Below are 22,162 nucleotides of genomic sequence, written 5' to 3'. Positions count from 1 at the left end.
CCCTCTCGAAGCAACGAATACTAATTGAAACACTTATTTACTTCAGACGTCTTTAGATTGTTCGAGGTGACGCAGAATGATTCCCGCAGTCTCTTCGACAGCCTTGTTTGTCACGTCGATGACTTCACAACCGACTCGTTCATAAATCCCGCGTGCATACTCGAGCTCACGATTGATTCGCTCGAGTTGTGCATAATCCGCTTCCGGCTTCAACCCGAGTGACTTTAGGCGTTCCATTCGAATTGAAATCAACTTTTCTGGCGAGATGATCAATCCGATACATCGTTCTGCAGGTAAATCAAACAATTCCTCAGGTGGTCGTGATTCCGGGACGAGAGGCACGTTTGCGACTTTATATCGTTTGAGTGCTAAATATTGAGATAACGGTGTCTTTGACGTCCGGGAAACCCCGACAAGCACGATATCGGCTTTTTTCAGCCCGCGTGGATCCCGACCATCATCATACTTGACGGCAAATTCCATCGCTTCGATTTTTCGGAAGTAGTCGTCATCTAACCGATAGATGAGCCCCGGTTTCTCTCGCGGGGCTTCTTTCAATTGTCCTGATAATACGTCGAGTAAATCACCGAGCAAGTCGACCGTCTTTACTTGATGCTCTTTTCCGAGTCTCATGAGAAGAGCCCTGTGTTCCTCATTGACGAGCGTATACGCGATAATCGCCTGTTGAGCCCTCGCTTGTGTGACCACATCGATGATTGTCTGTTCATCTTCAACGAACGGGATGCGAAGTGTCTCAATTGCATTCTCGTGAAATTGGATACTCGCTGCTCGGACGACGAGTTCACATGTTTCTCCGACCGAGTCACTTACAACGAACACGAGTTGTTTCATAGTCAAATCGATTTCCTCCTCAGATTGACTCATCGTTCGCTAACGCAATGAGCACCTTCGTCATGTTAGTTTTCGTCATTCGACCGAGAACAATCAATTTTCCATCCTTCTCTTCAACGACAGGCATGGCATCAATTTGTTTTTCAATCAATTTCATACCTGCCCGAATTAACGTTTCACCCTTCTCACATACTGTAATATTCGGCATACGCGTCATGATGACGTTGACCGGTAATTGGTCCAAATCCTGATTTCCAATCGCAGCACGGAGAAGGTCTTTACGAGATAATACACCGACCAACTCTCGATCACGTCCAACTACGAACAAGGACCCAACATCTTCCAAAAATAGTGTGACAATTGCATCATATACTGTCATTTCATCCCGAACGACTTTTGCAGATGACATGAAGTCCCCTACAGTCAAGGAATCTAGCTTTTCTCGGAGCATTGACGAGTTTCGTTTGCCAACGAACGTGTAGCCGACACGAGGTCTAGCTTCAAGTATTCCTGTCATCGTCAAGATGGCGAGGTCGGGTCGCAGGGTTGCGCGCGTCAATGACAATTCTTGCGCGATTTGTTCCCCTGTAATCGGTCCGTTCTCCTTCACAATCTCAGCAATCTTTTGTTGGCGTTCATTCAGTTGCATAGCCAACCCCCTCTAGTTTGTTTAGAGTACGAGCGCGTTGAAGTCTGCGACACTCTTAATCGTCGTAGCAAGTCGGTTCATTTCATGGAGACGGTTTTGGCGTACTGCCTCGTCCTCACTCATGACCATTGTATGTTCAAAGTACATCATAATTGGTGATTCAAGCATTTGAAGGAGCTCTAACGCTTTTTGATAATCTCCCGCCTGAACAGCGTTGTTCGTTTCAGGAGCTATTCGTTCAATCGCTTCATGTAAGGCAATCTCTTCATCATTTTCAAACAATGAAGGGTCGACATCTCCTGGCTCACCTTTTTTCGAAATGTTGACGACGCGCGACAATTGCTCAATCAAAGATTTTGCATTCGTCGATACGAAGTGTTGAATTGCTTGTGCACGAGCATCAAGGCGATTGATCGTCAATGTCGTCGTCAATACCGCGTCAATCACATCGTAGCGGACCTTCTGTTCTTGTAGACGGTATTTCAACCGGAGTTTGAAGAAGTCCACCAGCTGATCCTTGACTTGTTCTTTATCGGCTTCAAAGAGTCCTGCCTTCAGCTGTAATTCGACAATTTTTGAAAGCAGCTTGTCGAGTGAGAGATCAATTTTCCAATCTCCAAGAATTTGAACGACCCCTTGAGCTTGACGACGTAGGGCGAACGGGTCTTGCGAACCACTTGGAATCATGCCGATTCCGAAGAATGCTACAATCGAATCAAGCTTGTCCGCTAGAGCAAGTACAGCACCTGTTGCCGTCTCCGGGGACTGATCTCCTGCGAAGCGTGGCATATAATGCTCACGAACAGCTGCCGCCACTTCCTGATCCTCACCTTGCTGAAGCGCGTACTTCTCACCCATGATTCCTTGAAGCTCAGTGAACTCGTATACCATCTGACTCACCAGGTCGAATTTATGAATTGCACCGGCACGGCTGACTTTTTCGATATCTGCGTCAAATAAAGGTGCGAGCATCTGCGCAATTTCAGTCACGCGACGTGCTTTCGCTCCAGTCGTCCCCAATTTTTCATGGAATACGATGCGATCGAGACGAGCGAGTTGGTCATCAATCTTTGTCTTTTTGTCCTCCTCATAGAAGAAGACGGCATCTGCAAGACGAGCACGGATGACTTTTTCATTCCCGCGCGCCACGTTTTCTAGGTGCTCTGCATTTCCATTTCGGACCGTGACAAAGTAGTTTTTCAACGTTTCGTCGATATAAACTGGGAAGTAACGTTGATGCTCTTTCATCGTTGTGATGAGTACTTCCTCAGGGAGGTCGAGATACGCCTCCTCAAATTCTCCGAAGAGGGCAGTCGGCCATTCGACTAAGTTTGTGACCTCTTCGAGTAAGTCAGCATCAAGCGGAACTGTCCATCCTTGTTTTGTGGCAAGTTCCTTAATTTGACGTTCGATTTCAGCTTTACGAGTCTCGTAGTTTGCCATGACAAACGCAGACTCTAATGTCTCTACATACGCTGCTGGTGATTCGACGACAACGTCTCCTTTACTGAGGAAGCGATGACCACGCGTCACGTTGCCGGTTTTCACGCCTTCGATTGTAAAATCGATGATGTCCTTACCAAATAGAGCAATCAACCAACGAATCGGACGCATGTAGCGTAAACTACTCGTTCCCCACTTCATGTTTTTTGGGAACGTCAGGCTACGAACGACGTCTTCGAGACCGTTTAACAATGAGCTTGTTTCCTGACCTTCTTCATGACGTTCTGCGAAGACATACTCGACCCCTTTTTCTTCTGCGAAGTACAGGTCCTCGACTGTCAATCCACGACCGCGAGCAAATCCTTGCGCCGCTTTTGACCAGTTCCCTTCCGCGTCCTGAGCAATCTTCTTAGCAGGTCCACGGAGTGTTTCTTTCAAATCCTGTTGCGTTTCGGCTACATCACGAACGATGACGGACAAGCGACGCGGTGTAGAATAAACCTCAATCGACCCAAATTCAACACGAGCTTCTTTTAAAAACGCATCAACACGTTCTGCCAATTGTTTCTCTGAACGCAAGACGTATTGAGCCGGTAGCTCTTCTAATCCAATCTCTAGTAAAAGGTCACGCATTCAAGTCACCTGCTTTCTCTTGTTTCAAAAGTGGGAAACCAAGGCGTTCCCGTTCTTCAATAAATTTAGCAGCACATGTACGTGACATGTTACGTACGCGTTGAATGAATCCGGTACGTTCCGTCACCGAAATGGCGCCTTTTGCATCCAACAAATTGAATGTGTGCGAACATTTCAGAATGTAATCGTACGCAGGGAAGACGAGATTCTCTTCAAGAGCACGTTTCGCTTCTTTCTCATATGTGTCGAATAACGTGAACAGCATGTCGACATCCGATAATTCAAACGTATATTTCGAGTGTTCGAATTCAGGTTGGTAGAAAATATCACCGTATTTGAAGCCGTCTGTCCATACGAGATCGAATACACTCTCCACTTCTTGAATGTAAGAGGCGAGACGTTCGAGTCCGTACGTGATTTCTACGGCAATCGGGTCACACTCGATTCCACCGACTTGTTGGAAATACGTGAATTGCGTGATTTCCATCCCGTTTAGCCAGACTTCCCAACCGAGACCAGCTGCTCCGAATGTCGGGTTTTCCCAATTATCTTCAACGAAACGAATGTCGTGCTCAAGCGGATTGATTCCAATCAACTCGAGACTTTCTAAGTAAAGTTCTTGAATGTTGCTTGGAGAAGGTTTCATGATCACCTGGAACTGATGGTGTTGATACAGACGGTTAGGGTTCTCACCATAACGTCCATCAGCCGGACGGCGTGATGGTTCTGTGTAACAAACGTTCCAAGGTTCTGGACCTAGAGTTCTTAACGTAGTCATTGGGTTCAGCGTTCCTGCCCCTTTTTCAACATCGTACGCTTGCATCGTCAAACAACCTTTTGATGCCCAAAAGTTTTGTAGCGTGAGAATGATTTCTTGCATAGTCATATGCTTCATAAATGACACCTCCAATAGTATTGAAACGACAAAAAACGCCCCTATGTGCCTAGCACATAGGGACGGGATTGATTCCCGCGGTTCCACCCTACTTGCCCCAACATCGGGGCCACTCTTAAAGATGTGGGCGCTCTGGAATCGCCGTTCACCCTTCTCATGACGTTCGGCTCACACTATCCCGAACTCGCTTAACTCATGACAGGAAGAGTTACTTTTTTCCTTCATCGCGCACGCTATTTCATTTGTCTAATCGTAACTCATCGTATCGAATTCACTATAAAAAGTCAATCCTCATTCAGATGAAGTCGAATCATTTGGTCGAGTACACGCTTTGTCTTCAATCGCAACCCACTATACGATTCCATATATGCATCAAATAGCTGACGTAAAAGAATTCTTGACTCGTCTGATAGCGGTACGTTTCGAAATTCTGATAGATTGTGCTTACTCATCAAATAGAGAAGTTTCGCCAGTCGTTCCGACAGCCGAATCGTTCCTTCTTCTTGATGCCTTGCACATAAAAAGCCACCAGATGCAACAGAGAAGTACATCGGGTCCGTTACGTCCCCGCATCGCACACAACCCGTTAATACAGGGGAAACACCTAACAGATGTAAAATGCGTAATTCAATATGATGGGTGATTACGTCTGCATCCATCCCCGCATTCAACGCTTGGAGAGCATCTTGTAAAATTCGAAACAGTGGACGATTCTGCACCCGATCTTCCACAGAGCGGTCGACAAGCTCTAACCAATACATCGCGTACGACATCCGCACAACATCTTTTCGAATCTCCGGGTAGGAGGTGACGACATCGGACGATTTTAACTGAGCCAGTCCCCGGCTAGACGGAAAAATATATATACCTTCTACGAACGGCTGACTCGAAGCGTGAAATCGGCTGCCCGGTTTCTTTGCGCCTCGTGCCATAATCGCAACTTTGCCGAGTTCTTCTGTAAACAATGTCACGACTTTATTCGATTCACCATAATTGACGGTACGAATGACGACTCCCGTGACTTTTTGTAACATGGCTTAATACTCGTCGTCGCGGAAACCGAGGTCACGTAGCTGACCCATCTTGTTACGCCAGTCTTTCTGAACTTTGACCCAAAGGTTCAAATACACTTTCGTACCGAGAAGAGCCTCGATATCGTGGCGGGCATCTGTTCCGATTTCGCGAAGCATCGTCCCTTTTTTCCCGATAATGATCCCTTTTTGAGAATCCCGTTCCACCATGATCACGGCTTCGACGTCGATCATCTCGGAGTTTTCACGTTTCTTAATCGATTCGATGGCCACAGCGATTGAGTGTGGCACTTCATCGCGTGTCTTATGCAACACTTTCTCACGAATCATCTCAGAGATAATAAAACGCTCCGGATGGTCGGTCACTTGATCGGCAGGATAATACATCGGTCCTTCCGGCAATAACTTTTTGATTTCACCTAAGAGCGGTTCGACGTTATTGCCTTGTAGCGCCGAAATCGGGACGTACGCTGCAAAATCCAGTTCATTCGTATACTGTTCAATCACCTTTGGTAGTTCGTCGGGATGAATTAAATCAATCTTGTTCATAACCAAGATGATTGGTGTATCGAGCCCTTTAAGCTTCTCAATGATAAAATCGTCCCCGGCACCACGAGGTTCAGTCACATTCACCATGAAAAGAATCGCATCGACTTCGCGAAGGGCATTCGTTGCTACTTTCATCATGAAGTCACCGAGACGATGTTTCGGTTTATGGATTCCCGGAGTATCGATGAATATGATTTGTGAATCATCCGTCGTGTATACGCCTTGTACTTTATTTCGTGTCGTTTGCGGTTTATCAGACATGATGGCAATCTTTTGACCAATCACGTGATTGAGGAATGTGGATTTTCCAACGTTCGGTCGGCCAATGATCGACACGAATCCAGATTTAAAATCTTCTTGATACATAGTGCACCTGCTTTCTCAATTTCAGAACTCTTAGTATAGCACGTTCCATAGCCTTGGACCGAATATAATGAGTGCCGTTACGGCAGCACCTATAGAGGCGACTAGTACGGCTCCTGCGGCAACATCTTTCGCTTGCTTCGCGAGCGGATGGACATCTTTCGTGACGAGATCGACCGCACGCTCGATGGATGTATTCATCAGCTCTAAACTAATGACTGCGACCACCCAACCGAGCAGAATCAAATTTTCACGCACCGACGTTTGTAGCCATATCGCAAAGGTGAATACGAGTAGGGCCGATATGAGATGAAGACGCATATTCCGTTCTGCGCGAACGGCATGCAGAATTCCTTCGCACGCCACTCGGAACGGTCTCACACGTTGCCCCGCTTCAATTCGAAGTGAGTGAGGACTGCCTCTTGCCTTGCAGTCATCTCCGCTTCATCCTCCGGTGTCATATGATCGTAACCTAATAGATGAAGGAATCCATGGATAGCCAAGAAGCCTAGCTCTCGCTCGAACGAATGACCATAGTCAGCGGCTTGCTCCCGGCAACGTTCTACCGAGATGACCAAATCACCAAGGAGGTGCGGCTCGTCTTCGTCGAGTGTGAAGTCCAACTCATCTTCGCCCATCTCATCAAAGGCAAAGCTAATGACGTCGGTCGGGGCATCTTTCCCTCTCCATTCCCGGTTCACCTCATGAATTTCCGCATTTGTTAAGTAAGTGACCGATAATTCGCTCGGCTCTTCCACCTCTTCTAATTGAGCGGCATGTTGTAAAATCGATTCAACGAGCTCAATTTGAGATGTTGTTAACAGTTCATGTTCATCGTTCGAGATGATTTGCATGTAGTTCTCCCTCTTTCTTTAATTCTGGATATTCAATTCGTTCATGGAACAAACCGGTCAATGTCTCACACGCACTTTCTCCGACAAGCCAAATCTCCTTTGTCGTTAACTCGCATTCTTCAAATTGTCCATCCGCTAACTTATCACGGATGATGGATCGGACGAGCATCCGAATTTTCTCCGGTGTCGGCTGTTTTTGCGAACGGACGGCTGCCTCAATCGAGTCGACAATCATGACGACTGCCGCTTCACGAGTTTGAGGTTTCGGACCAGGGTAACGGAAGCGAGACTCCGAAACGTCCTTCTCTTGATCTTCTTTCGCCTTCACATAGAAGTATTTCAATAAAGATGTTCCATGATGCTGTTCAGCAATATCGATAATTTCTTTCGGTAACTTATAGCGCCGCAACAAATCGGCCCCATCGTAAGGGTGAGCCATGATGATATCCGCAGATTCTTCAGGTGTCAGCCGGTCATGCGGATTTCCTCCACCTTGCTGGTTTTCAATGAAGTGAAGCGGTCGCTCCGTCTTCCCGAGGTCGTGATAATAACTTGCGACCCTCGCGAGCAAGCCATCTGCTCCAATTGCTTCACAGGCAGATTCCGCCAAGTTCGCCACCATCATACTATGATGATACGTGCCCGGTGCTTCCATTAATAATTTTCGTAATAATGGATGCGTCGGGCTCATCAACTCGATGAGTCGACCAGACGATAAGACCCCAAACCACGGCTCTAGAAAAGGTAAGAACCCGAACGTCAAGACAATGGATAAAAGGGCGCTGATTACGGCAAATCCCGATAGATACATCGCCATTTCCCATGAGATTTGCACGTTCCGCAACAAGAGCAAGGCAATCACCATGATGATGTTCACGAGACCGAGCAACACACCTGACAAGAACAAACGCTTCCGCTGAATTTTAGGTTCGACCAAAAAGACAGCTAAGAAACTTCCTGTCGCAACGTACACCAAGGTCATGAAATTCGTACTTTGTCCAAAAGTGACAACGATACTCCCGGCAATCATCGTTATAAATGCCGATGCGAGCGCCACTCGTTCATCGATGAGAATCCGCAACAATAATACGACGAATGCGGTCGGTGCCAAGATATATGCGTATGTCGTATAGTCGACCCCGATGTATCCGACACCAAAGAAAATGCCGAGTTGTAAGAGTAATAGCCCATAAACCGTTACTAAGATTTTTGGACTCAGCAATAGATCTTTAATCTTTGAACGGATGAGCATAAACAAAAATCCACCGGTCAACAACGCACTGAGTAAGAATGACCCAAATAACGGTGCAAGCGAACGGTTCGGATCAATCGCTCCAGAGAGTTCAAGCTTTCGATACACCTCTCGCGTAACGACTTCTCCTTGGTTTACGAGAAGTTGCCCTTCCTGAATGATGACTGGATCGACCGCATCGACGGCTTCCTGTTCCTTTTGACGGGTCGCCTCGGAATCGAATACATAGTTTGGCACGATGAGTTCATCGCTTAATGTTTTTGAGATGGCCCGGAATTCAAACGAGAGCGGCGATTGATCGATAATCGCAGCCGCTCGGTCCCGAGCCTCGGCAACCGCCTCGGAACTCGTTTCAATCCGATCGTCCATCACTTGCTGTAGTGCGGTCACCGTCACATCCTCGACCGTTTGACGGGTATTTTTGTCGGCTTCAAGAAGCGAATTTAATTCTTCATCAGCGAGAGCCCCATTTGCCTCAGTAGAATTCAGACGATTCTTAATATCTGCAAGTTCCGTCTCGTCATCGGTTTTGTCAAAAGCTGCGAACAATTGCTCGACTTTTGCAATTTGTTGATCAGCGAATTCCCGTCTCAGCGAGAACTGGCTCCCCACACCGTTCGTCACTTCCTGCTTCAACCGTTCGGTCGCCACTCGATCCTCGACAGTGATAGGAGACCGAATATCTTGTTCGGCAATCCCTAGCGGTTCCACACTGATGATGGATGGTCGCACTGTGAAATAAAGAATGGCACCTAATAGTAGGAAGAAAATAAGCGAGATGGTCGCGACGGTCCAGTTTTTAGCTTGCTGCATTCGTGCCCCCCCTTTCACGATTTATGACCTCTTTTGTCTGCTTATGTGATATCTGTACTATAAGCATTGATAATTTTCTTGACGAGTGGATGGCGAACTACGTCCGAGGCACTGAAGTGTTCGAAATGAATCCCGTCCACGCCTTCTAAGAGGTGTAGTGCTTCTTGTAATCCCGACGCCTTCCCTTTTGGTAAATCGACTTGTGTCAAATCCCCTGTGACCACCATTTTTGATCCAAAACCAAGTCGTGTCAAAAACATCTTCATTTGTTCTTTTGTCGTATTCTGAGCCTCATCTAAGATAACGAACGCATCTTCTAGCGTCCGTCCACGCATATAAGCGAGAGGAGCCACTTCAATCGTTCCTCGTTCTAACAGACGGTTCGTCTGTTCAACCCCGTATACATCAAATAAGGCATCATATAATGGACGAAGATATGGATCTACTTTTTCTTTTAAGTCTCCTGGTAAAAAACCTAGGTTTTCACCAGCTTCAACGGCAGGGCGTGTCAGGATGATTCGTTTGACTTGGCCTTCTTTTAACGCTCGAGCGGCTAGAACGACCGCCAAATACGTTTTCCCTGTCCCGGCAGGTCCGATTCCAAAAACAAGGTCCCGTCGTTCAATCGCACGAACATACCGACTTTGCCCAACAGTTTTAGCACGAATCGGTTTCCCTTTGTTCGTCGTGAAGACGACCCGCTCATAATGTTCGAGCAGTTCATCCCCTTTTCCGACTTGGATATGTTGGATGACACTAATGGCGTCACTTTCATTTAGACGCGCACCTTTTTTCACCAATTTTTGCAAAGTAAGAATAACTTGTTTCGTCACCTCTAACGCTTCACTCGAATCGGCTTGGATAATCAACTCCTCACCTCTAGGGATGAGCGCTACTTTTAATTCTGTTTCAACCGCCTGGAACACTTCATCTTTTGGTCCGAGTAAAGCTTGCGCTTCATTCGCTTGTTCCATTACGAATGGTATTTTATCAGTCATAATCAATGGATGCATTGCCCCCTCATAAAATCAGATATTCCTCTTTTACTTTAGCACTATCACGCCTATCGTGAAAGAAAGACCGCGTAATTTCCACATGCAAAAGGCAGTAACATCACGTCACTGCCTTCCTGTTACTTTTTTCGTTTCGAGACTGGAGGTTGTAAAACCTCACTCCAAATGACAGCTTCCCGCATCCGTTTTTTCGAAATTTTCGTTTTTCTCGGTTTTATTTCCTGTGGAATCGGTGGGATTTTAACCGCTTGCTCGAACTGAGCACTCACTTTCGGCATCTCGACTTGACGTTCACGAGGAAGTTGTCGCTCTTCCGTTCGCGCCACTCGTCGTCTCACCTTTTGTGATACAGGCTTCTTCTCTGATTCGGAGTCATCAAACGACGATTCAATTTCTTTCATCACGTCCCCGACCGAATCCAAGTAGCGTTTCAGTTCACTGCTTTGAGGACGGTCGTCAGAGGACGATGACTTTTCAAGCCGCTTCATCACTGCCGAGGCAATACCGAAGGCGGCTAACAAAAGTACCCAAAGTCCATCCATATCAATCACTCGCTATCTGATTCAGAATCGACAGGTGATCCAATCGCTTTTCGCATTTCTGTATCCGCTTGAACGTTCAAGTAATTTACGTAATCCATGACGCCTAGCTTTCCGTGACGCAATGCTTCGGCCATCGCGAGCGGGACTTCTGCTTCCGCACTGACGACCTTCGCGCGCATCTCTTCAACAGAAGATTTCATTTCCTGTTCGCGGGCAATCGCCATCGCACGGCGTTCTTCCGCCTTCGCTTGCGCAATCTTTTTGTCCGCTTCGGCTTGGTCAGTTTGTAAAACCGCACCGATATTCTTACCGATGTCGATGTCTGCAATGTCAATCGATAGTATTTCAAACGCTGTCCCCGAATCTAATCCTTTTGTAAGAACGGTACGCGAAATCAAATCTGGATTCTCTAATACATGTTTATGATTGTTTTGAGAACCAATCGTCGATACGACACCTTCTCCGACACGGGCGATAATCGTTTCTTCCCCTGCACCACCGACGAGACGGTCGATGTTGGCCCGTACCGTAATGCGTGCTTTTGCCTTCACTTCAATCCCGTCCATCGCTACACCTGCGATAAATGGTGTTTCAATGACTTTTGGGTTAACCGACATTTGTACGGCTTCAAGTACGTTCCGACCTGCCAAATCGATGGCTGCAGCGCGCTCAAATGATAATTCGATATTTGCACGGTGTGCGGCAATCAACGCGTTCACTACGCGGTCGACGTTACCACCTGCCAAGAAGTGACTCTCTAGCTGATTTGTGTTTAACTCGATTCCCGCCTTGACCGCTTTAATCAACGGGTTGACAATCTTTGATGGAACGACGCGACGAAGGCGCATCCCAATCAATGTGAAGATTGAGACATGAACGCCTGCAGCAAACGAACTGATCCATAATCCAACTGGTACGAACGTGAAGAATATGGCAAGTGCAATTAATCCTCCACCTGTAATGAGTAACGTCGTCAGTAATTCTGGTGTCATTCTGTTACATCCTCCTTCGGTTCTACAAAGTTTCGAACGACAATTCGCCCTGAGTCCACTTTATATACCTGAATTTTTGTCTGCTGATCGAGATAGCTACCTTCTGTCACGACGTCGATTCGTTCTCCGTCAATCTCAGCAGTACCTGCTGGGCGAAGTGGGGTCAAGGTGACACCCACCTTTCCGAGAAGTTGTTTTCGGTCTTCATGGGACAGGTAACCTTTTTCGGTAGATGTCGAATCGGTTAAGATCAACCCTTTATAAATGAGCGGACGATTCGTACTCAAGCGGCGATACGCCCAAAATCCAAGTCCTGTGAGCACCGCTGCCGCCAGACCAACCGAAAGCCACAGCTGACCAATTGTCGCACCAGCCATAATCAAACTGGCAACAACCGCCCCAATACCAAGCAAACCGAACAATCCAAAGCCTGCTACGAACACTTCAATTCCAAGAAGGACGACTCCGACGAAAAAGACTGTCAGAATCACTCCGAGACCAAATGTCATCGTCTTGCTACCCCCTTCCAAATTCAAAGCTATCTCCTATCTCTAGTGTATACGAAACAAGATTGAATGTGGTTTCAGAATACGCAAAAAAAGCAGAAACTTTCGGTTTCCCAAAAAGTTTCTGCTTTTTCATCAATTCGTCAACTGTTGTTTGACGATTCGGTTCACAAGACCACCGTCTGCCTTGCCTTTTACTTGCGGCATGACGACGCCCATCACCTTACCCATATCCGATGGAGCAGATGCGTTCGTTTGAGCAATTGCTGCTTGGACGATCTTAGTCACTTCATCTTCTGAGAGTTGTTCAGGCATATAGGCTTCTAGGACGACAATTTCTTCTGCTACTTTGGAAGCAAGGTCTTCACGACCAGCGCTTTCGAATTCTCGGAGGGAGTCTCTGCGCTGTTTCATCTCTCGGTTGAGCACCGTGAGTTCCTCTTCCTCGGTAAGATCTTGACGGCCTAGTTTGATAGCCTCATTTTGGAGCGACGCTTTCACCATTCGGATCGTCGTAAGACGATCTTTTTGTTTAGCGCGCATGGCTTGCTTCATGTCGTCCGTCAAGCGTTCTTGAAGACTCATGAGCCAACACCCTCTCTACAAATGAAACTGGAATCAGAATTTCTTACGCTTACGCGCAGCTTCTGATTTCAATTTACGTTTTACGCTTGGCTTTTCGTAGTGACGACGTTTACGAACTTCGGCAAGTGTGCCATCTTTCGAAACACCGCGTTTGAAACGACGAAGAGCGTCTTCAAGCGATTCGTTTTTACGGACACGAGTTTCCACTAGTTTTCCCTCCCTCCGAATTACACGACTAAGGAAACGTGTTTCACACGTCATATCATATTATAGTGAAATTAAGTCGTGTGGTCAACCACTTATTAATAGTCGCTGTCTGAACGTCCACCAGTGACAATCGCAATACCTGCTGATGCACCGATTCGTGTAGCTCCAGCATCAATCATCGCCTTTGCACCTTCGAAGTCACGAACACCACCTGAAGCTTTTACGCCGAGGTCTGGTCCAACTGTTTCGCGCATGAGGCGAATGTCTTCGACAGTTGCTCCACCAGTTGAGAAACCAGTTGATGTTTTCACGAAATCTGCTCCAGCCTTAACTGAAAGTTCAGCAGCTTTCTTGATTTCTTCTTTAGTAAGCATGCATGTTTCAAAGATGACTTTGACAAGTGTACCGTTTGCCGCTTCAACAACCGCACGGATGTCACGCTCTACGAGATCGTAGTCGCCGTCTTTGAGTGCTGCGATGTTGATGACCATGTCAACCTCATCTGCACCATTTGCGATCGCGTCTTTTGTTTCGAACGCTTTCACCTCAGGTGTGTTCGCTCCAAGCGGAAAACCGATGACCGTGCATACTTTGACGTCATCATCTGATTTGAGCTCTTGCGCAGCATACTTGACCCAAGTCGGGTTGACACAAACACTCGCGAATTTGTACTCGAGCGCCTCTGCACATAGTTTTGTAACCTGGTCTTTTGTTGTTTCAGCTTTCAATGCTGTGTGATCGATATAACGGGCTAATTCCATTATTCATTTCCTCCTCTGACATATAAGTCTGACATCTAACATATTACCATGTTTTTTTGAGATGTAACAGCTTTCAAATTCAAATTAACTGACGACGTTTACGGGCAACGACCCAACTGTTCCAACTGAAGAAGAAAATAGCGAGCCAAATGCAGGTGAAGGCAAAGATATGATACGACGTAAACGGTTCATGGTACATGACGACCCCGATAATCAAGCTAAGTGTCGGTGCGATAAATTGAAGAAACCCGACGAGAGTGAATGGAATCTGTTGTGCCCCATACCCGAACAAAAGAAGTGGTAACGCCGTGACTACGCCCGTCCCGAGGAGCGCAACCCAAATCACAGGAGACACATCAAAAGCGATGTTGTCGGTGACGACTTGATTCCCGAGGAAGAGCAGCGCCACAGGGACGACTGCTAACGTTTCAATCCCTAGGCTGACTGTCGAGGCAAGGGGGCGTCGTTTTTTCACCATCCCATAAAATCCGAACGTACTCGCTAAAACGAATGAGATCCAAGGGAACGAGCCGTATCCTAACGTCAATACGAGTACCCCAACCGAGGCAATTCCGACAGCTATCCATTGGACTCGGTTTAATGATTCCCGAAATACGAGCACCCCTAACACCATACTGACAAGTGGATTTATGTAATACCCAAGAGACGCTTCGATAATATATCCGTGATTGACTGCCCATATGTACACAAACCAGTTTGCGCTAACGATGAATCCGTTTAACATGAATGCGTTTCGCGTAGCACGATGTCGAAGGGCGTAACCGAACTCTTTCCACTGATTTGTCCATCTCAGGACGAGTAAGATAAATAAAAATGACCAAACGATTCGATGCGCCAAAATTTGACCGCTCGGCACTTCTTGTAAAAATTTCCAATAAATCGGAAGGACGCCCCACATGACGTAGGCCCCGATTGTCGTCAACACTCCCTTATTCACACGTTCACCCGCTCTCTTTCAAGTTAAAAACAGTTTAGTCGATGAAAGACTTCCGATACAAGACTTTTTTCTCATGAAAAAAGGACGCGAAAACGCGCCCTGACTGTTTATTGCTTCACTTGCTCGATCGCCGACAAAGCTTGCGCCAAATCTTCCATCAAGTCATCAATGTCTTCGAGTCCGACCGAAATACGGACGAGCCCATCGGTGATTCCGAGTTCCGCTCGACGTTCAGCCGGAATCGACGCATGTGTCATGCGGGCCGGAACACTGATCAAGCTCTCTACTGCACCTAAGCTCTCAGCAAGCGTAAAGTATTTCGTCTTCGCGACCATCATTTCCGCCGCTTCCGCTGAACCAACATCGAATGCAATCATCCCACCGAACCCGCGCGCTTGAGATAAATGTATACGTTTCGCTTCTTCACTTGAAACACTTGGGTGGAGCACACGGGACACGCTCTTTTTAGATTGTAAAAATTCGACCAATGCACGAGCATTTGATTCAATTTCCTCCATCCGGACGGCCAGCGTCTTGATGCCTCGAACAACAAGGAAGCTGTCTTGTGGTCCGAGTACTGCCCCAACAGAGTTTTGAAGGAAGGCCAAAGCCTCGCCTTGTTCTTCCGTACGAGCGACAACTAGTCCCGCCACGACGTCACTATGTCCACCCAAGTACTTCGTTGCACTGTGGAGGACATAGTCTGCTCCAAGATCGATTGGATTTTGGAAATAAGGCGTCATGAACGTGTTATCCACGACGAGTAGGACGTCTGCCTCATCTGCAATCGTGCGCATCGCGCGAATGTCCGTCACATTTAGAAGCGGGTTGGTCGGTGTTTCGACATAAATCATTTTCGTGTTCGTTTGAAGCGCATTCCGAACCGCTGTTTCATCGGATGTATCGACAAAAGTTGCTTCCAAGCCTCGTGACTGAAATACTCGATTGAATACACGGTATGTTCCTCCATACACGTCAGATCCGACGATGACGTGGTCTCCTGATTTTAGTAGCATGAGCACCGTCGAGATGGCTGCCATCCCAGAACCAAATGCAAAGCCTTGTACACCGCCTTCAATGTCGGCAATGAGTGTCTCGAGCGCTGTTCGCGTCGGGTTTGCCGACCGAGAATACTCGTATCCTTCTCGTAAGTTCCCGATCCCGTCTTGCTTGTATGTGCTCGTTTGATAAATCGGTGGTGTGACGGCTCCTGTCAATGGATCCGTCGTCTTACCGCCGTGAATGAGTGCTGTCTTTGTACGCATGTTCTGCCTCCTTGACAATTCCTTGACTTAAATATCGCTCTGCACTGTCCGGCAAGATTGTCACAATCGTGCCTTCCGTCAATTGATTTGCTTCCTTTACACACGCTGCGATGGCGGCACCTGATGAACTACCGATGAGCAGTCCTTCCTGTTTCGCCAAATGTGCCACATAGTAGAACGCTTCTTCATCCGTGATCGTATGGATCGCATCCACATAAGACCGCTCCAAAAATGGTGGCCATTTCTCAACGCCGATTCCTTCCGTTTTATGAGGGCCCGGTTCACCACCGTTTAAAACCGATCCGACCGGCTCCACAACGACAGTTTTCGTACCGAGAGGTTTCAGCGTTTGCGCGACACCAGTGAACGTTCCTCCCGAACCAGCTCCGGCTATGAACACGTCAATCCGAGGCAGGTCGTTTAGAAGTTCACGAGATAGAATGTCAACGTATGCGTCCGGGTTGTCCCGGTTTGAGAACTGTTCCGGGACATAGGCGTCATGCTCTTTCGCCAATTCGACCGCGTGATGGATTGCGCCTTTCATCCCAAGTTCTGTCGGCGTGTTGACGACCGTGGCCCCCAAGAGTCGCATGAGCGCTTGTTTCTCTTGACTAAACTTTTCAGGGGTTACGGTAAAAAGACGAATCCCGAACCGTTGGCAAGCAAGGGCGAGACCAATCCCGGTGTTCCCGGCTGTCGGTTCGATCACCGTGCCACCTGGTGCGACATCTCCGCGCTCAATTGCTCGTTCAATCAAATTCATGCCGAGTCGGTCTTTCACACTTCCACCCGGATTCATCATCTCGAGCTTTCCGTACACTTTGACATTTGCGGGTACGGGAAGTGAATGGAGTTCAATGAGCGGTGTATCCCCGATGAGCTCGTAGACGTCACGGACAATCATCTTACGCTTCGTCCTTAAAGATAATATGCCACTCGTCTCGCTTTGCGAGCATATCTGAAGCTAACTTCTTTGCTCCTTCAAAATCATGATGGTTTGCGCTTCCACATTGTACGGGGTTTTGTGCCGGCAATTCCTCTGCGTTCATCGCATCGCGTAAAGTGGCTTCCACCAAATCGAGCATTCGGTCATAATCCCCGTCATTCAACATCGTCCAATAGAATCCTGTCTGGCATCCCATAGGTGAAACATCAACGATATCATTTGAATGATTACGACTGTTTTCCGCAATCAAATGTTCGAGTGAGTGAACCGCACGCATTGGCATGAGGCCTTCGTTCGGTTGAATGAAACGAATATCATATTTATAGATCGTGTCAGCTGACCCCTCTTTCACGCCAGCCAGACGAACATACGGAGCCTGAACTTTCGTATGATCTAAGTTAAAACTTTCAACGTTATATGTTTTCATGTGTAATTCCTCCTCGATACTTAGTGGCTACTACGAGCCATACGAACTTATTTTTTTGCGTCATCATCACGTTATAACCATTCGCTTCTAACATAGAACGAATCGTTGTCGTATATGGATAGTATTCACGATTCAAGTCTTCAACTAGGTCTGAGTAACTGTTAGCCTTCGCCCAATCGATGATGTCCTGACGGGATACCGGAGATTCAAACATCGTGTCGAGCAACACGAACTTCGGATGTCCCCATTCTCCGACATATTGACGAATCGCCGTCTCCTTTTCAGAATCCTTCAAATGATGAAAAGCATACGACGACACGACCGTATCGACTTGTGAAAAGTCTGGATATCGGAGAAAATCGCCTTCCTGAACTTCAATACCTAATTTGTCAATCGCAATCTGCCGCATCTCCGGAGACGGTTCAATCGCGATCAACGGATGTCCTTTTAAAATGCGACTACTCAGGTTACCCGTCCCTACACCGAACTCAAGCACCGTTCCTTCAACGTGTAGCGCAACTTCATCCAACATTTGTTCATACTCAACAAACACCTCATGATATTGCTCGTCATGACCTTCGACAGCCGTATCGTAATCTTTTGCCCAATCTTTAAAGATGTCCATGAATGGTAAGTTCATAGCGCCACCCCAATCTTTATTCTTACTAATTTGATATGTATTATCGGCATTTAACATTAACGCTAGATTACCAGGTTTTTTTACTCGTTTCAAGTCATTAGCTAGATTTTTTATTCTATCTATAAAGGATATAGGTCTTATGTGTTAGGTCTTTAGTAATTGTCAGAACATTAAAATTTGTGCAAAAACACTCCCCTATTTTACAAAAAAATCCACTGCTATTATGTTAAATAGCGTTATGATAGTCTTCAATGTTAGGAATCGCTTTTTTTACAGATAATAACAAATTACAGGGGGCTAACACGTTGTCACGTAAAAAAATCTATCTGAACGCATCACTCGCCACATGTATCGCATTATCACCAGCACTGATTCAAGCTGGTACATCATCTGTTTCAGCAGAAGCATCCGTAAAACCAAAACTTGTGCTCGAAAAGAAGCAGAAAAAAGTAAGGGTCGTGGTTGAACTCGTAGGAGACCCAGCGATTGCAGAAGCTGCTCAAAAAGGAAAAAAATTTAATGAATTAACAAAATCGGAACAAAACAAGGCTCAAGAATCTGTGGAGTCCGAACAAAAACGGGCCAAGTCTGCTCTCAAGAAACAAGGGGTGACCGCTTCTCCGATTGAAGAGTTCACAACTGTCTTTAACGGCTTCTCAACGTTCCTGTCAACAAGTGAAATTGCTAAAGTCGAAGCGTTACCTGAAGTCGCGACCGTTCACATCGTCAACGAATATGAGCGTCCAGAAGTGAAGCCAGATATGATCACGAGTAACGGGATGGTCCAAGCCGAGCAAACATGGGGCGATTATGGATTTGCAGGCGAAGGGACAGTCGTCGCTGTCATCGACTCAGGAATTGACGCTGAGCATCGTGACTACCGAATCACAGACGCAAAAACGGCAGAATTGACGAAATCAGAAGTCAATCAGGCAATTGCATCATTCGATTTACCTGGAGCTTATGTGAACGAGAAAGTTCCATACGCTTATAACTATTACGATGAGAACGATGATATTAAGGATGATTCTCCAGGCGCATCGATGCACGGTCAACACGTCTCAGGAACGGTTGCCGCGAATGGTGACTTGGAAAATGGAGGCATCAAAGGTGTCGCTCCAGAAGCACAAATCTTAGGTTTGAAAGTATTTAGTAACGATCCAAATTACGCATCTACATATGGTGATATTTATATTAAAGCGATTGATGATGCAATCAAGCTCGGAGCGGACGTCATCAACATGAGCCTTGGTTCTACCGCTGGATTTGTGAATGCTGATTCTCCAGAGCAACAAGCCGTTCAACGCGCCGTCGACAACGGAATCTTCATGTCGATTTCCGCAGGGAACTCCGCATACTTCGGTCACGGATTCGACTTGCCAACCGCTTCAAACCCAGATACGGGCGTCGTTGGGGCACCAAGTGTCAGTCAAGCGTCAACATCGGTTGCGTCTCTTGAGAACGATCAAATTCAATTGGATGCATTTCGCGTCGGGAATGAAAAAATCGGATGGAAGAAGCAAGACGGTCCTGCTTTCAAGGAAGGTACATATGACATCGTATATGTCGGAGACGGACAATCGGAAAATTATGAAGGGAAAGACGTAAAAGGAAAACTCGTCCTCGCCGTGCGTGACGGCGGATACTTCTATTCGAAGATTCAAAAAACTGCTGAGGAACAAGGCGCAGCAGGTGTCATCGTTCGAGGCGCTGTCTCACATGGTGATTATGTATCGATGGCACTCGATCAACCTCAAATCCCAATGGCTTCACTCAGCATTCAGGATGGGAATGAACTTAAAGACAAATTAGCCGAAGGTCCACTTCAAGTGACGTTTGCCGGTGACCGGATCAGTGTCAACAACCGTTCAGCCGGTGCGATGTCTGATTTCACCTCATGGGGTGTCACACCAAACCTTGACTTCAAGCCAGAACTTTCTGCACCAGGCGGTCAAATTTTCTCTACGTTCAACGACAACCAATATGGGTTGATGAGTGGAACATCAATGGCAGCACCGCACGTTGCCGGAGGGGCAGCCCTCGTTCTTGAGCGTGTGGACCGCGACTTCAAGTTGAGTGGAAAAAATCGTGTCACGATGGCAAAGAACTTGTTACTCAACACATCAAAGCCTGTCACGGATATCGGACCATATAACCAGGAATTGAAACAGTCTCTTCCGTACTCACCACGTCGTGCCGGAGCCGGTCTCATGCAACTTCATGCGGCCGTCACGTCCCCAGCTGTCGCGTATGAGAAGAAGACGAAAGAAGCAAAAGTTGCTTTAAAAGAATTATCGAAGAGTAAAGCCTCATTCAAAATCGTCGTTGAGAATATGTCAAACGAATCATTGACGTATGATGTGGCAGCATCTCTGCAAACTGATCTCGCTGTCAAAAACAAAGACGGGGTCATCCAAAATGCAATGGAAGCCCAGGCTCTTCAACAAGCGATCATTAAAATCAACGGTGCCAACACGAGTAAAGTCACGTTGAAAGCAAAACAGAAGAAAGAGATTACAGTCTCAATCGATGTATCGAAAGCAAAAGTACTCAACCCTGAAACATTGGACGGAGCCGTATCTGCTAAATCCGTCTTTGAGAACGGCTATTTCGTTGATGGATTCCTTCGTTTGACAGACCCACGTGGGACAGACGGTCATCCATCACTCGTCGTTCCGTTCGTTGGATTCGAAGGAGACTGGGGAAAAGCACCGATCTTTGACGATACGATTTATGGGGAAGGCGCATTCTACGGCGTCTCTGGATTGGTCGATGCAGAAGGAAACTACTTAGGTGAAAAGCTAGATGAATCTGTGGCTGGTGAAGCGGTTGCCATCTCACCAGATGGAGACGGATCGAAAGACACTGCAACTCCAGTCTTCTCGCTATTACGTAATGCGAAAGACATCAAATATCGGGTCGTAGATGAGAAAGGGAACGTCCTTCGCACCCTCAAGATGGAAGACGAATTGAGAAAGAATTACTTCGACGGTGGAAGTGGCGATTATTACTATTACGCAGCGGATAACGCTTGGGATGGAAAATTGAATGGAAAGATGGCGCCAAAAGGCACATATTACTATGAGATTGAAGCAAGCATTGATTACATGAAGAAACAGGCTCAAACATTGCGCATCCCTGTCAAAGTGGATTACACAGACCCACGCTTCACCCTTCGTTGGGACGATAACGTAGCAAGCGTCAAAGCATCGGATGACTTTGCGGGAATCAATGGGATTGAATTCCTTCTTAACGGTGAAGTCGTTGAGAAAGAAGCGGACGATACAGCTACCTTCACACTCGATACTCCAATCGAATCAACAGACCAACTCGCTGTTCGTGTATCGGATAATGCTGGAAATGTGATCACTCGAAATGTTTCTACAGAAAATGATGCGGCCAAACCTGGAGTCTTTGTCGATGCACCACTCGCCTTGTCTCCATATGGTACATCAATTGTACCGTTAATCGGTCAAATCAAGGATGCCTCTGAAATCGCCTCGTTTACAGTAGACGGAGTCGAAGTGCCACTCAAATATGATGCGACATCAGAACAATACACGTTCAATACGACTCGAACATATAAAGATGGATTCCATAAAGTTCGCTTCATCGCAGAAGATACTGCAGGAAACATGACAAACTTCGTCCGTCCAATCTTTGTCGATTCGACGAAAGCAAAATTATCCGTGACAAACGTGCCGAAGAACGTTTCGGCTAAGCAGAACTCTGTAAAAGTCAAAGTCAAAGTGACTGACAATTTTGATGAAATTAAACTTCGTGTCAATGGTGACTTGCAATGGAGCCAATCCATGAAAGAACCATATGCGATGAGAGCTTCCTCACGAACTGGAACAATCACACTCCCTGTGACAACAAAAGGAACAAATACCTTCACATTTGAAGTGACCGACCTTGGTGGGAACGTCACGAAGAAAGTGATTACGATCAACAAAAAATAAGCGACACCAAAAAACGGATGACCT

At 46.7% G+C, this 22,162-nt stretch carries 22 protein-coding genes; 1 reads left to right on the top strand and 21 read right to left on the bottom strand.

The window, feature by feature from the left end; translation table 11 throughout:
* Positions 1-42 precede the first annotated feature (42 nt).
* From P400_RS0107915 to P400_RS0107815, 21 genes are all read right to left on the bottom strand, one after another.
* Entirely contained in the window at positions 43-852 is an 810-nt protein-coding gene (locus P400_RS0107915) for a pyruvate, water dikinase regulatory protein (protein ID WP_034770974.1), read from the bottom strand.
* A 19-nt stretch (positions 853-871) separates the two neighbouring features.
* Positions 872-1,501, bottom strand: a complete 630-nt coding sequence (locus tag P400_RS0107910) for a helix-turn-helix transcriptional regulator (RefSeq protein ID WP_026825675.1) — start codon at positions 1,499-1,501, stop codon at positions 872-874.
* A 21-nt stretch (positions 1,502-1,522) separates the two neighbouring features.
* On the bottom strand, positions 1,523-3,577 hold the full coding sequence (gene glyS / locus P400_RS0107905; RefSeq protein WP_026825674.1) for a glycine--tRNA ligase subunit beta: 2,055 nt from the start codon (positions 3,575-3,577) through the stop codon (positions 1,523-1,525).
* Positions 3,570-4,463 carry a glycine--tRNA ligase subunit alpha gene (glyQ, locus tag P400_RS0107900; protein ID WP_200868294.1) on the bottom strand — a complete coding sequence of 298 codons (894 nt, stop codon included), beginning with the start codon at positions 4,461-4,463 and terminating at the stop codon, positions 3,570-3,572. Before glyQ ends, glyS begins: the two co-directional genes overlap by 8 nt.
* Positions 4,464-4,756: 293 nt before the next feature.
* Complete coding sequence (gene recO / locus P400_RS0107895; protein ID WP_026825672.1) at positions 4,757-5,506, bottom strand: DNA repair protein RecO; 750 nt, start codon at positions 5,504-5,506, stop codon at positions 4,757-4,759.
* Between the two features lie 3 nt (positions 5,507-5,509).
* Positions 5,510-6,418: a GTPase Era gene (gene era, locus P400_RS0107890; RefSeq protein WP_026825671.1), complete on the bottom strand. Its 909-nt coding sequence runs from the start codon at positions 6,416-6,418 to the stop codon at positions 5,510-5,512.
* Between the two features lie 30 nt (positions 6,419-6,448).
* Positions 6,449-6,796 carry a diacylglycerol kinase family protein gene (locus tag P400_RS0107885; protein WP_084483583.1) on the bottom strand — a complete coding sequence of 116 codons (348 nt, stop codon included), beginning with the start codon at positions 6,794-6,796 and terminating at the stop codon, positions 6,449-6,451.
* Positions 6,793-7,269 (bottom strand): rRNA maturation RNase YbeY, encoded by a 477-nt coding sequence (gene ybeY / locus P400_RS0107880; RefSeq protein WP_026825669.1) that lies wholly within the window; start codon positions 7,267-7,269, stop codon positions 6,793-6,795. The genes P400_RS0107885 and ybeY overlap by 4 nt, the downstream gene beginning before the upstream one ends.
* Entirely contained in the window at positions 7,247-9,334 is a 2,088-nt protein-coding gene (locus P400_RS0107875) for an HD family phosphohydrolase (RefSeq protein ID WP_034770969.1), read from the bottom strand. The genes ybeY and P400_RS0107875 overlap by 23 nt, the downstream gene beginning before the upstream one ends.
* 41 nt (positions 9,335-9,375) lie before the next feature.
* Positions 9,376-10,347: a PhoH family protein gene (locus P400_RS0107870; protein ID WP_026825667.1), complete on the bottom strand. Its 972-nt coding sequence runs from the start codon at positions 10,345-10,347 to the stop codon at positions 9,376-9,378.
* Between the two features lie 119 nt (positions 10,348-10,466).
* Positions 10,467-10,889 carry a hypothetical protein gene (locus P400_RS0107865; RefSeq protein ID WP_026825666.1) on the bottom strand — a complete coding sequence of 141 codons (423 nt, stop codon included), beginning with the start codon at positions 10,887-10,889 and terminating at the stop codon, positions 10,467-10,469.
* Between the two features lie 5 nt (positions 10,890-10,894).
* Positions 10,895-11,881, bottom strand: coding sequence for a flotillin-like protein FloA (floA, locus tag P400_RS0107860; RefSeq protein WP_026825665.1), 987 nt, complete (start codon positions 11,879-11,881; stop codon positions 10,895-10,897).
* Entirely contained in the window at positions 11,878-12,417 is a 540-nt protein-coding gene (locus P400_RS0107855; protein ID WP_235181834.1) for an NfeD family protein, read from the bottom strand. Before P400_RS0107855 ends, floA begins: the two co-directional genes overlap by 4 nt.
* A 105-nt stretch (positions 12,418-12,522) precedes the next feature.
* Complete coding sequence (locus tag P400_RS0107850) at positions 12,523-12,972, bottom strand: GatB/YqeY domain-containing protein (protein ID WP_026825663.1); 450 nt, start codon at positions 12,970-12,972, stop codon at positions 12,523-12,525.
* 33 nt (positions 12,973-13,005) lie between these two features.
* Positions 13,006-13,200, bottom strand: coding sequence for a 30S ribosomal protein S21 (gene rpsU / locus P400_RS0107845; protein WP_029334745.1), 195 nt, complete (start codon positions 13,198-13,200; stop codon positions 13,006-13,008).
* A gap of 74 nt (positions 13,201-13,274) precedes the next feature.
* Positions 13,275-13,940, bottom strand: coding sequence for a deoxyribose-phosphate aldolase (gene deoC / locus P400_RS0107840; RefSeq protein WP_026825662.1), 666 nt, complete (start codon positions 13,938-13,940; stop codon positions 13,275-13,277).
* Positions 13,941-14,019: 79 nt separating this feature from the next.
* Positions 14,020-14,898: an EamA family transporter RarD gene (rarD, locus tag P400_RS0107835; RefSeq protein ID WP_026825661.1), complete on the bottom strand. Its 879-nt coding sequence runs from the start codon at positions 14,896-14,898 to the stop codon at positions 14,020-14,022.
* Positions 14,899-15,005: 107 nt separating this feature from the next.
* Complete coding sequence (locus tag P400_RS0107830) at positions 15,006-16,163, bottom strand: bifunctional cystathionine gamma-lyase/homocysteine desulfhydrase (protein ID WP_026825660.1); 1,158 nt, start codon at positions 16,161-16,163, stop codon at positions 15,006-15,008.
* Positions 16,129-17,067 carry a PLP-dependent cysteine synthase family protein gene (locus P400_RS0107825; RefSeq protein ID WP_026825659.1) on the bottom strand — a complete coding sequence of 313 codons (939 nt, stop codon included), beginning with the start codon at positions 17,065-17,067 and terminating at the stop codon, positions 16,129-16,131. Before P400_RS0107825 ends, P400_RS0107830 begins: the two co-directional genes overlap by 35 nt.
* A 1-nt stretch (position 17,068) precedes the next feature.
* Positions 17,069-17,536 (bottom strand): S-ribosylhomocysteine lyase, encoded by a 468-nt coding sequence (locus P400_RS0107820; protein ID WP_026825658.1) that lies wholly within the window; start codon positions 17,534-17,536, stop codon positions 17,069-17,071.
* Positions 17,523-18,176 (bottom strand): class I SAM-dependent methyltransferase, encoded by a 654-nt coding sequence (locus tag P400_RS0107815; protein ID WP_026825657.1) that lies wholly within the window; start codon positions 18,174-18,176, stop codon positions 17,523-17,525. Before P400_RS0107815 ends, P400_RS0107820 begins: the two co-directional genes overlap by 14 nt.
* A gap of 305 nt (positions 18,177-18,481) precedes the next feature.
* Between P400_RS0107815 and P400_RS0107810 the strand changes: the two genes are divergently transcribed.
* Entirely contained in the window at positions 18,482-22,138 is a 3,657-nt protein-coding gene (locus tag P400_RS0107810) for a S8 family serine peptidase (RefSeq protein WP_026825656.1), read from the top strand.
* Positions 22,139-22,162 lie beyond the last annotated feature (24 nt).

This window comes from Exiguobacterium marinum DSM 16307 (assembly GCF_000620845.1).
GTDB lineage: Bacteria > Bacillota > Bacilli > Exiguobacteriales > Exiguobacteriaceae > Exiguobacterium > Exiguobacterium marinum.
Note: the sequence above shows the minus strand (reverse complement) of the source record. Positions and strands in the feature narration are given on the sequence as shown.

Bases quoted from the DNA above. Each gene is read 5' to 3' on its own strand.
- P400_RS0107830 (WP_026825660.1), bottom strand. From the start codon at position 16,163: ATGCGTACAAAGACAGCACTCATTCACGGCGGTAAGACGACGGATCCA.
- deoC (WP_026825662.1), bottom strand. From the start codon at position 13,940: ATGGAATTAGCCCGTTATATCGATCACACAGCATTGAAAGCTGAAACA.
- recO (WP_026825672.1), bottom strand. From the start codon at position 5,506: ATGTTACAAAAAGTCACGGGAGTCGTCATTCGTACCGTCAATTATGGT.
- P400_RS0107865 (WP_026825666.1), bottom strand. From the start codon at position 10,889: ATGGATGGACTTTGGGTACTTTTGTTAGCCGCCTTCGGTATTGCCTCG.
- glyS (WP_026825674.1), bottom strand. From the start codon at position 3,577: ATGCGTGACCTTTTACTAGAGATTGGATTAGAAGAGCTACCGGCTCAA.
- floA (WP_026825665.1), bottom strand. From the start codon at position 11,881: ATGACACCAGAATTACTGACGACGTTACTCATTACAGGTGGAGGATTA.
- P400_RS0107850 (WP_026825663.1), bottom strand. From the start codon at position 12,972: ATGAGTCTTCAAGAACGCTTGACGGACGACATGAAGCAAGCCATGCGC.
- P400_RS0107820 (WP_026825658.1), bottom strand. From the start codon at position 17,536: ATGAAAACATATAACGTTGAAAGTTTTAACTTAGATCATACGAAAGTT.
- P400_RS0107910 (WP_026825675.1), bottom strand. From the start codon at position 1,501: ATGCAACTGAATGAACGCCAACAAAAGATTGCTGAGATTGTGAAGGAG.
- era (WP_026825671.1), bottom strand. From the start codon at position 6,418: ATGTATCAAGAAGATTTTAAATCTGGATTCGTGTCGATCATTGGCCGA.
- P400_RS0107870 (WP_026825667.1), bottom strand. From the start codon at position 10,347: ATGCATCCATTGATTATGACTGATAAAATACCATTCGTAATGGAACAA.
- glyQ (WP_200868294.1), bottom strand. From the start codon at position 4,463: ATGACTATGCAAGAAATCATTCTCACGCTACAAAACTTTTGGGCATCA.
- P400_RS0107825 (WP_026825659.1), bottom strand. From the start codon at position 17,067: ATGATTGTCCGTGACGTCTACGAGCTCATCGGGGATACACCGCTCATT.
- P400_RS0107815 (WP_026825657.1), bottom strand. From the start codon at position 18,176: ATGAACTTACCATTCATGGACATCTTTAAAGATTGGGCAAAAGATTAC.
- P400_RS0107875 (WP_034770969.1), bottom strand. From the start codon at position 9,334: ATGCAGCAAGCTAAAAACTGGACCGTCGCGACCATCTCGCTTATTTTC.
- ybeY (WP_026825669.1), bottom strand. From the start codon at position 7,269: ATGCAAATCATCTCGAACGATGAACATGAACTGTTAACAACATCTCAA.
- P400_RS0107915 (WP_034770974.1), bottom strand. From the start codon at position 852: ATGAAACAACTCGTGTTCGTTGTAAGTGACTCGGTCGGAGAAACATGT.